4 protein-coding genes and 1 pseudogene are annotated in these 7,387 nt (G+C 50.7%); all 5 read left to right on the forward strand.

The window, feature by feature from the left end; all coding sequences use genetic code 11:
- Nucleotides 1-94 precede the first annotated feature (94 nt).
- Nucleotides 95-2,197 carry an ATP-dependent helicase gene (locus tag B7449_RS18745; protein WP_235721232.1) on the forward strand — a complete coding sequence of 701 codons (2,103 nt, stop codon included), beginning with the start codon at nt 95-97 and terminating at the stop codon, nt 2,195-2,197.
- 12 nt (nt 2,198-2,209) lie between these two features.
- Nucleotides 2,210-2,857: an SOS response-associated peptidase gene (locus B7449_RS18750; protein WP_039733256.1), complete on the forward strand. Its 648-nt coding sequence runs from the start codon at nt 2,210-2,212 to the stop codon at nt 2,855-2,857.
- Nucleotides 2,858-3,272: 415 nt separating this feature from the next.
- The gene (locus B7449_RS20435) at nt 3,273-4,841 is read left to right on the forward strand and encodes a P-loop ATPase, Sll1717 family (RefSeq protein WP_148431430.1); all 1,569 of its coding nucleotides are present in this window, start codon (nt 3,273-3,275) and stop codon (nt 4,839-4,841) included.
- A 692-nt stretch (nt 4,842-5,533) separates the two neighbouring features.
- The gene (locus tag B7449_RS18755; protein WP_039733255.1) at nt 5,534-6,796 is read left to right on the forward strand and encodes an ImmA/IrrE family metallo-endopeptidase; all 1,263 of its coding nucleotides are present in this window, start codon (nt 5,534-5,536) and stop codon (nt 6,794-6,796) included.
- 332 nt (nt 6,797-7,128) lie between these two features.
- Nucleotides 7,129-7,387, forward strand: a pseudogene (locus B7449_RS18760) (hypothetical protein); the annotation flags it as partial.

A 7,387-nucleotide genomic window follows, 5' to 3' on the forward strand; every position in this document is an offset into this window, starting at 1 on the left:
TGGGGCGATGGAAGTCAATGCAAATTCGCACCACCTCAGGCATGATGCAGGGCGCATAACCACCCGGAATTATTGGTGAAGGTACCTTAAGGAATTGAATTCAGAGACTTCTCCCGTCCTGGACCACGACGATTATCTGTCCCGTCTGAATGACGCGCAGCGGCAGGCCGTCACGCATGGGACCGGAGTCTCGGCAGGCGGGGCGGATTCATCCCCGCTGCTGGTCATCGCCGGGGCTGGTTCGGGCAAGACGAACACACTGGCCCACCGGGTGGCGCATCTGATCGCCTCAGGGGCTGATCCGCGCCGCATCCTGCTGCTGACCTTCTCCCGGCGTGCTAGTGTTGAGATGACACGGCGTGTCGAGCGCATCTGCAAAACCGTGCTGGGCGACAAGGCCGGACCTCTGGCGGACGCGCTGGCCTGGGCCGGGACGTTTCATTCCATCGGTGCGCGGCTGCTGCGGGAGTATGCCCAGCAGATCGGCATGGACCCGGCCTTCTCGATCCATGACCGGGAAGATTCTGCTGACCTGATGAATCTGATCCGCCATGATCAGGGATTTTCCAAAACCGAGAAGCGGTTTCCTGGTAAGGGCACGTGCCTTGCCATCTATTCCCGTGTGGTGAATTCCGGCGCACCGCTCTCCGATGTGTTGCTGAAGCACTATCCGTGGTGCGCGGGCTGGGAAGCCCAGCTCAGACAGCTCTTTGCAGGCTATGTCACCGCGAAGCAGGAACAGGGCGTGCTGGATTACGACGATCTGCTGCTGTGCTGGGCGCAGATGACCAGCGACCCGGTTCTGGCCGCTGATATCGGCGGCAAATGGGATCATGTGCTGGTCGATGAGTATCAGGACACCAACCGGCTGCAGGCGGACATTTTGATGGGCATGAAGCCCGACGGTCGAGGCCTGACGGTGGTGGGTGATGACGCGCAGAGCATCTATGCCTTCCGGGCCGCGACCGTGCGCAACATCCTCGATTTTCCAGCGTCCTTCGATCCCCCGGCCCGTGTGGTGACGCTGGATAGGAACTATCGCTCAACGAAACCCATTCTGGATGCCGCCAATGCGGTGATCGGCGAGGCGGCAGAGCGGTTCACCAAGGATCTGTGGACCGAACGACAGTCCGACGAACTGCCAAGGCTTGTTACCATCTGGGACGACACCGCTCAGGCCAATTACATCGCGGATCGGGTGCTGGAAGAGCGTGAGGCCGGCACGCCGATGAAGCAGCAGGCCGTGCTGTTCCGGGCTTCGCACCATAGCGGCACGCTGGAGGTGGAACTGACCCGGCGCAATATTCCGTTCGTGAAATTCGGTGGTCTGAAGTTTCTCGACAGCGCGCATGTGAAGGATGTGCTGGCTCTGCTGCGCTTTGCCCAGAACCCGCGGGATCGCATTGCGGGCTTTCGGGTGTTGCAGCTTCTCCCCGGCGTGGGGCCGGGTTCGGCCCGACGCGTGCTGGATACGATGGGCGAGAGTGCGCATCCGTTCGAGGCGCTGAAGGATGTCAAAGCGCCACAGCGGAGTGGTGAGGCCTGGGCGGGTTTCGTAAACCTGCTGACCGTTCTCGGCAGCCATCAGGTCGGCTGGCCGGGCGAGATCGCAGCTGTGCGATACTGGTATGAGCCGCATCTGGAGCGGCTGCATGAGGACGCCTCCACCCGTCTGGCCGACCTGGTGCAGCTTGAGCAGATCGCCGGGGGCTATCCGTCACGAGAGAAGTTCCTGACTGAACTGACGCTGGACCCGCCGGATGCCACATCCGATCAGGCTGGCGTGCCGCTGCTGGATGAAGACTATCTGATCCTCTCGACCATTCATTCCGCCAAGGGACAGGAATGGAAGAACGTGTTCGTCATGAACGTGGTCGATGGGTGCATTCCGTCTGATCTGGCCACCGGTGAGAAGGATGACATCGAGGAGGAACGCCGGCTGCTCTATGTCGCCATGACACGGGCGAAGGACAGTCTCGATATCATGGTGCCGCAGCGTTTCTATGTGCATGGGCAGCACAGCCGGGGCGACCGGCATGTCTATGCCTCGCGCACACGTTTCATTGATCGGGACATGCTGTCCCTGTTCCAGTCCATATCCTGGCCGGTCGTAAAACCGGAAGAACAGGCCCGGCAGGAGGCCGTGAAATCCGTAAGGATCGATATGGCAGCCAGATTACGCGGCATGTGGTCGTAAGGGAGCAGGCGAATGTGCAATCTCTATTCCATGACCTCGAACCCGCAGGCGATCCGGGATATTGCGAAAGTTCTTGAGGATCGCACGGGCAATCTCCAGCCGCTGCCGGAGATCTACCCGAATACGATGGCGCCGATTGTGAGGAACGGGGAAGGCGGTCGTGAACTGCTCATGGCCCGCTGGGGCATGCCGACACCGCCCGGTTACCTGAAAGGCCACAAGATGGATCGCGGTGTGACCAATATCCGCAATCCGACCTCGACATGGTGGAAGCGCTGGGAAGGTGTGGCGCATCGCTGTCTGGTGCCGCTGACCGCCTTCTCGGAACCGGAGCGTCTACATGACGGGAAATCGCAGCCGGTGTGGTTTGCCCGCAGCGACGGAGAGCCGCTGGCTTTCTTTGCCGGGATCTGGTGCCGGTGGACATCGGTGCGGAAACTGGCTGACGGGGAGACGACGGATGATCTGTTCGGGTTTCTGACCACTGACGCCAATAGCGAAGTGGGGGCGATCCATCCGAAGGCCATGCCGGTCATTCTGAGGCAGCTGGATGAACTGGACGTGTGGATGAATGCGTCTGTCAGCGAGGCTTTGCGTCTTCAACGCCCCTTGTCGGATGGCATGCTTGCTTGTGTCGATCCTCCGCGGCCTTTGGAATGACTGCAACGGGGGGGGAACAGACTGTCTGGTATTGAGCAGTCTGAAAAGGAAAGCAGCCATTCGCCCCGTTAACGCTTATGACCGGCATTCGCACTGAAAATATTAAGCTTCTACTTCAAAACTTCCTAAAGTGGACGTTACGAACTGCTCTCGCAACGAAATGATGATATCTTACTCGTTATTTTACGAATCGTATTTCCAAGACCATTAATTTGATCAAATTTCAGTTACCATGGCGCGAGTATTCAAATCGTCCAGTTTGATCAGCAGCTTGAGTTCTGTGAATTTCTATCAATGAATTAACGGGGCATCGCCGTTTCAATATAAAGCGTCACAATTTGTCTTTTCGTTTTTTTGATCGCATAAATGTATATGTGTTTTCATCCGAAACGCTAGGCTGAAGGATATTGCAATTATGAATTCAAAAACTGATAATCTTGATAAAATTCTACAATATTTTCCGACAGGAACCGCTGAAGGAGAGCGATCTATACTTGATAAAGTATTTATATATGCTGATGAATTTAAGCAAATAATATCTCCAATTCCAGGAAGCCCCGTCTTACTTATTGGCGAGAAAGGAAGTGGCAAAAGTGCGCTACTTGATTTTTCATCTCGATTAACAAATTCTCAAGGAATACCAACAGTCTCACTTACGCCATTTGATATCGATACATCTGGATTAGCTACAAATGCGTCTACAGGAGATATGGTCAGAGCTTTCTATGACATCCTTCTAATAGCCGTTGCAAAGAAGATATCCGAGGAAAATAGCGGCTGGTTTGATGGTGACTATGCCAATTTATATTATGCGGCTGTCGATGCGAATGCACGAAAATCAGATTTTCCTGGTAAAATTGGAAAGTTTATTGCAGAAATTGCGAAAGGACCAACCAAGATCGACTTGGTTTCGGCATTTCCTCACCTCACTGAGACTACGCGTTCAGATGTAGAGTTATCAGCACAAAAAATTGTTGGGAAAAAAAGTTTCTATCTTTTTATTGACGATACCGATCAAATATCAAACCCAGATGATTCTTCTCATCTAAATAGAGTTTGGGCCATCATTCTTGCTTCTCGCAGAATAGCGGAAAAGATTCCTGAATTAAAGTGCATAGTCACTTTGAGGAGTGAAGTCTGGGTTAGACTTCAAAGAGATGAAACAGGACAACGCGACCAAGCTGACCATTTCAGAAACCTTGTTGTTAATATGTACGGCACTCGTGAACATATTATCAGGATTGTGCGCAGAAGGTTAAGTCTCGCCTCAAACAAAAACACTGAAGATGATACGATTTATGATGATTTTTTTGATGAAAAAAAAGCACATGCTCCTCAAAGCAGTGATTTGCGAACGTGGGAAAATCTCATTACCGTCCGTTCCAGAGAACGTCCTCGTGATACAATTCAACTAATCTCCACGCTAGCTAAAGAAGCATTGAAAAACGGAAAAAATAAGATTGATCAGAAAGTTTTCATTGATGTTATGCCTGTTTTTTCAAAAAGAATTTCAGATCAATTTGGTCAAGAGACAACAATTGAATGTCCTCAAGCCTTAGAAATACTAAAAACATTTGCTTCCGCAGAATATGATCATACTGGGTTTACTATGAGCGCAGAGGGAGCGTTAGAGCACTTTAAAAAAATACCATCTAAATTTACCATAACATTATTTGGTAAAACCATTCGTCCAGGAAATGAAATACAAGCCTTCGAATTATGGCAATTTTTCTACCAAGAGAAAGTAATTAATGCGCGTGCTTCTGATATTGAGACCAGGGATGGATTCAAACATTTGGATCCTGAAAATGATGCATTTTTAGTAAGTAAGGCAAGGTGGAATGATCTTCAAAAATACCTTTGGGAAATAAACACTGCCTATAGAGACTATTTAGTTTTTCTTCAAAAAGAAGACGGAAAATATTCTGGGTTAGCAATAAAAAGACCTGCAGGTAACAGAAAAAGAAGAAACTCTAGGAGGTGAGCTGGGCAATCTCTCAAGGGGCGCACGCTCTCCTTTTTGCGTGAATGCAAAAAGAGAGCATATCATTTAGTCCACTACAGGAAAATCATATTAGGTTCAGGAATGTCCGACATGAGGGCGGAAGCGGTTGGTCCGCTTAGCGAGAGTCAAGCACACAGGCTGTTTCCGTCTCTTCTCGGACAATAAAATTCCGAAACCGTTCGCCACGTAGCAGACGTAATTTGATCGGGTCCCACCGGTTCAGGTCACTGCGACAGCTTGATTCCTCTACCAACGTATTATTGTCAGCGGAGATAGCCATCAATATCTATGCGTCAGATGTAATTATTATGTGTATTTAATTCAATTTAGGAAATAATTGTCGAACTATTAGATTCTTTTTTTACCTCTGCAATACGAAGGGATAACATCGATATGAGATAAAGACCGATTACGCTAAATTTAACACGATCATTGTCGAGTATATTGCTAAGGTTGATGCCTTTGCGTAGCTCTTGAACTCTATTGTGGCGGATAATTAAGATCAAAAGGCTGGTCTCGTGGGCCGCCGGGAGCGGTTGTTCATAACCTTTGGAACGCTTCTTCCCACGTGATTTTGGGTACATATCGGGTTGGTCGCTTTAACCAGGCTAGAATTCCCTATAGAACTATTACCATCGTCCTGCGATTGTTTCTTCTTTCAAGGCAAAGGCATGAGTTCCTCGGATAAAGGCAATAAGCTCGAAGATGCATTCCATCAGTATCTCCTTGATCAGAAGGATCGGGGAGAATTGGTGCTGGGAGCTTATCCTCCCGACAACTGCAAGATTTTCAAAAAGAAGGAATACTACTGTAAAGAGCGCGAGGCGAATGTCGAGTTCGATGTCGTACTGGAACTCTGCGCCAACGGGCGCACTTCGCCTCATCTCTATGTCATTTTCGAATGCAAAAATTACAGTGGCAGTGTTCCTGAGCTGTACGTAAACGACTTCTCAGCGAAACTCGGGCGAATGTTCCCCCATACAGCAAAAGGCGTGATGGTTGTGTCTTCGCGGCTGCAATCCGGAGCCGAAAAGGTCGCGCGGAACAAAGGGCTTGGCATCATAAAATACGACGGAGACGGTCTCGACATCATCGCGGATCGGAAGGCGCGGTCGTACATCGAAAACCGTTTTGTGGAATTCCAGCTTTTTCGGGGAGTGTCGGCGACAAAATCCCTGAAGTTCTCTGCCTATAATGATGGAAAGTTTTTCAGCAGCATCAGCCGGTTCCTGGGTAGTCTCTACCCGGAACTCGCAGGAGACGTCGATGAAAGCCCGACGGCCATTCCCTTCATGCCTCCGGAGGTCATAAAGAGTTCTGTCCGAGAAGTCCTGAAGCTCGTCGATTACCGGGATGGGCCGGTAGATTTGGAACATATCTGCTCCGCGCTATCTATAGATCTTCAATATTCCGACCAAGAGTTCCACGACACGGATGGAACGCCAATTCTGGGCTCTGCACACTTCCATCAGAAAGTGATCTCTATCAACTCCCACGGGAACAGGAGCCGTGAACGCTTTACGATCGGTCATGAAATAGGTCATTTTTCCTTGAAACATCACCATTACCTCAGTTCCGAAAATATCATTGAACGCGATCTTTTGATAAACAAGGAGATGGATGCGAGCTTTAACCTGGAGCGGCTTGAATATCAGGCGAACTTGTTCTCATCCAACCTCATCCTGCCCGATGATTCCTTCAAGTTTAAGACTGCGCAATTCCGCAATTTTCTCGAAATCAGGGATAGGGGACATGGTTACATATTCGTCGACGACCAACCTTGCAATTATACGATATACGACCGATTACTTGCGTATCTATCGAGCCATTTCGAGGTATCGAAGCAGGCTATCCAGATAAAGTTCAAGCATCTGGGCATGCTCAACGACCAACGCAAGCGGAACCAGCCCTCCACTGTTACCAGAGTGCTGTAATCATGGGGAATTGTCATTCCCAATTGCATACGAAATCCTGAGCAGACACCTCAAGCTGATTTTTTCAACACAATCTGGCCGAGAGCTGCCCTTTTATCCTGAGCCTCGAACGTCGTGAATTGGTCGGTAGCCGTCATGAACGTGAATTCTGCGAATGGCGGCTTTCTATCAACAACTGACTTTCTGCTTCCCCCCATTGCCGTCATTTTTTTGCCGTGAAAGAGGGTGTGGGGCGGGTGTAATCGTTAGAGGCAGAGGGCTGCGCGGATTTTCGTGACGGGTTGAGAGGGTAGGAGAGAGGCTCCTGTCCGCCCGTCATGGAGTTTTTCGCTATGGCGACCGCTAATCCCAAAATCAGCCTGAGTTCATCCCGTGATATCCCCTTCAACCGGCTGGTGCTGTCGCAATCCAACGTGCGGCGCGTGAAGGCCGGCCTGTCTATCGAGGAACTGGCCTGTGACATCGAGCGCCGCGGGCTGCTGCAGAGCCTGAACGTCCGTCCCGTGCTTGATGGCGAAGGGGCCGAGACCAGCACTTACGAAGTACCTGAACTGCCCCGGGTTTACCGGAGAGCGATTTGTTCAGTGCTCA

Origin of the sequence: Komagataeibacter intermedius TF2 (genome assembly GCF_000964425.1) — a bacterium.
GTDB classification, from domain to species: domain Bacteria; phylum Pseudomonadota; class Alphaproteobacteria; order Acetobacterales; family Acetobacteraceae; genus Komagataeibacter; species Komagataeibacter intermedius.

What these genes read in the sequence shown, in the direction of transcription:
- B7449_RS18755 (WP_039733255.1), top strand. Translation starts at nt 5,534, where the DNA reads ATGAGTTCCTCGGATAAAGGCAATAAGCTCGAAGATGCATTCCATCAG.
- B7449_RS20435 (WP_148431430.1), top strand. Translation starts at nt 3,273, where the DNA reads ATGAATTCAAAAACTGATAATCTTGATAAAATTCTACAATATTTTCCG.
- B7449_RS18750 (WP_039733256.1), top strand. Translation starts at nt 2,210, where the DNA reads ATGTGCAATCTCTATTCCATGACCTCGAACCCGCAGGCGATCCGGGAT.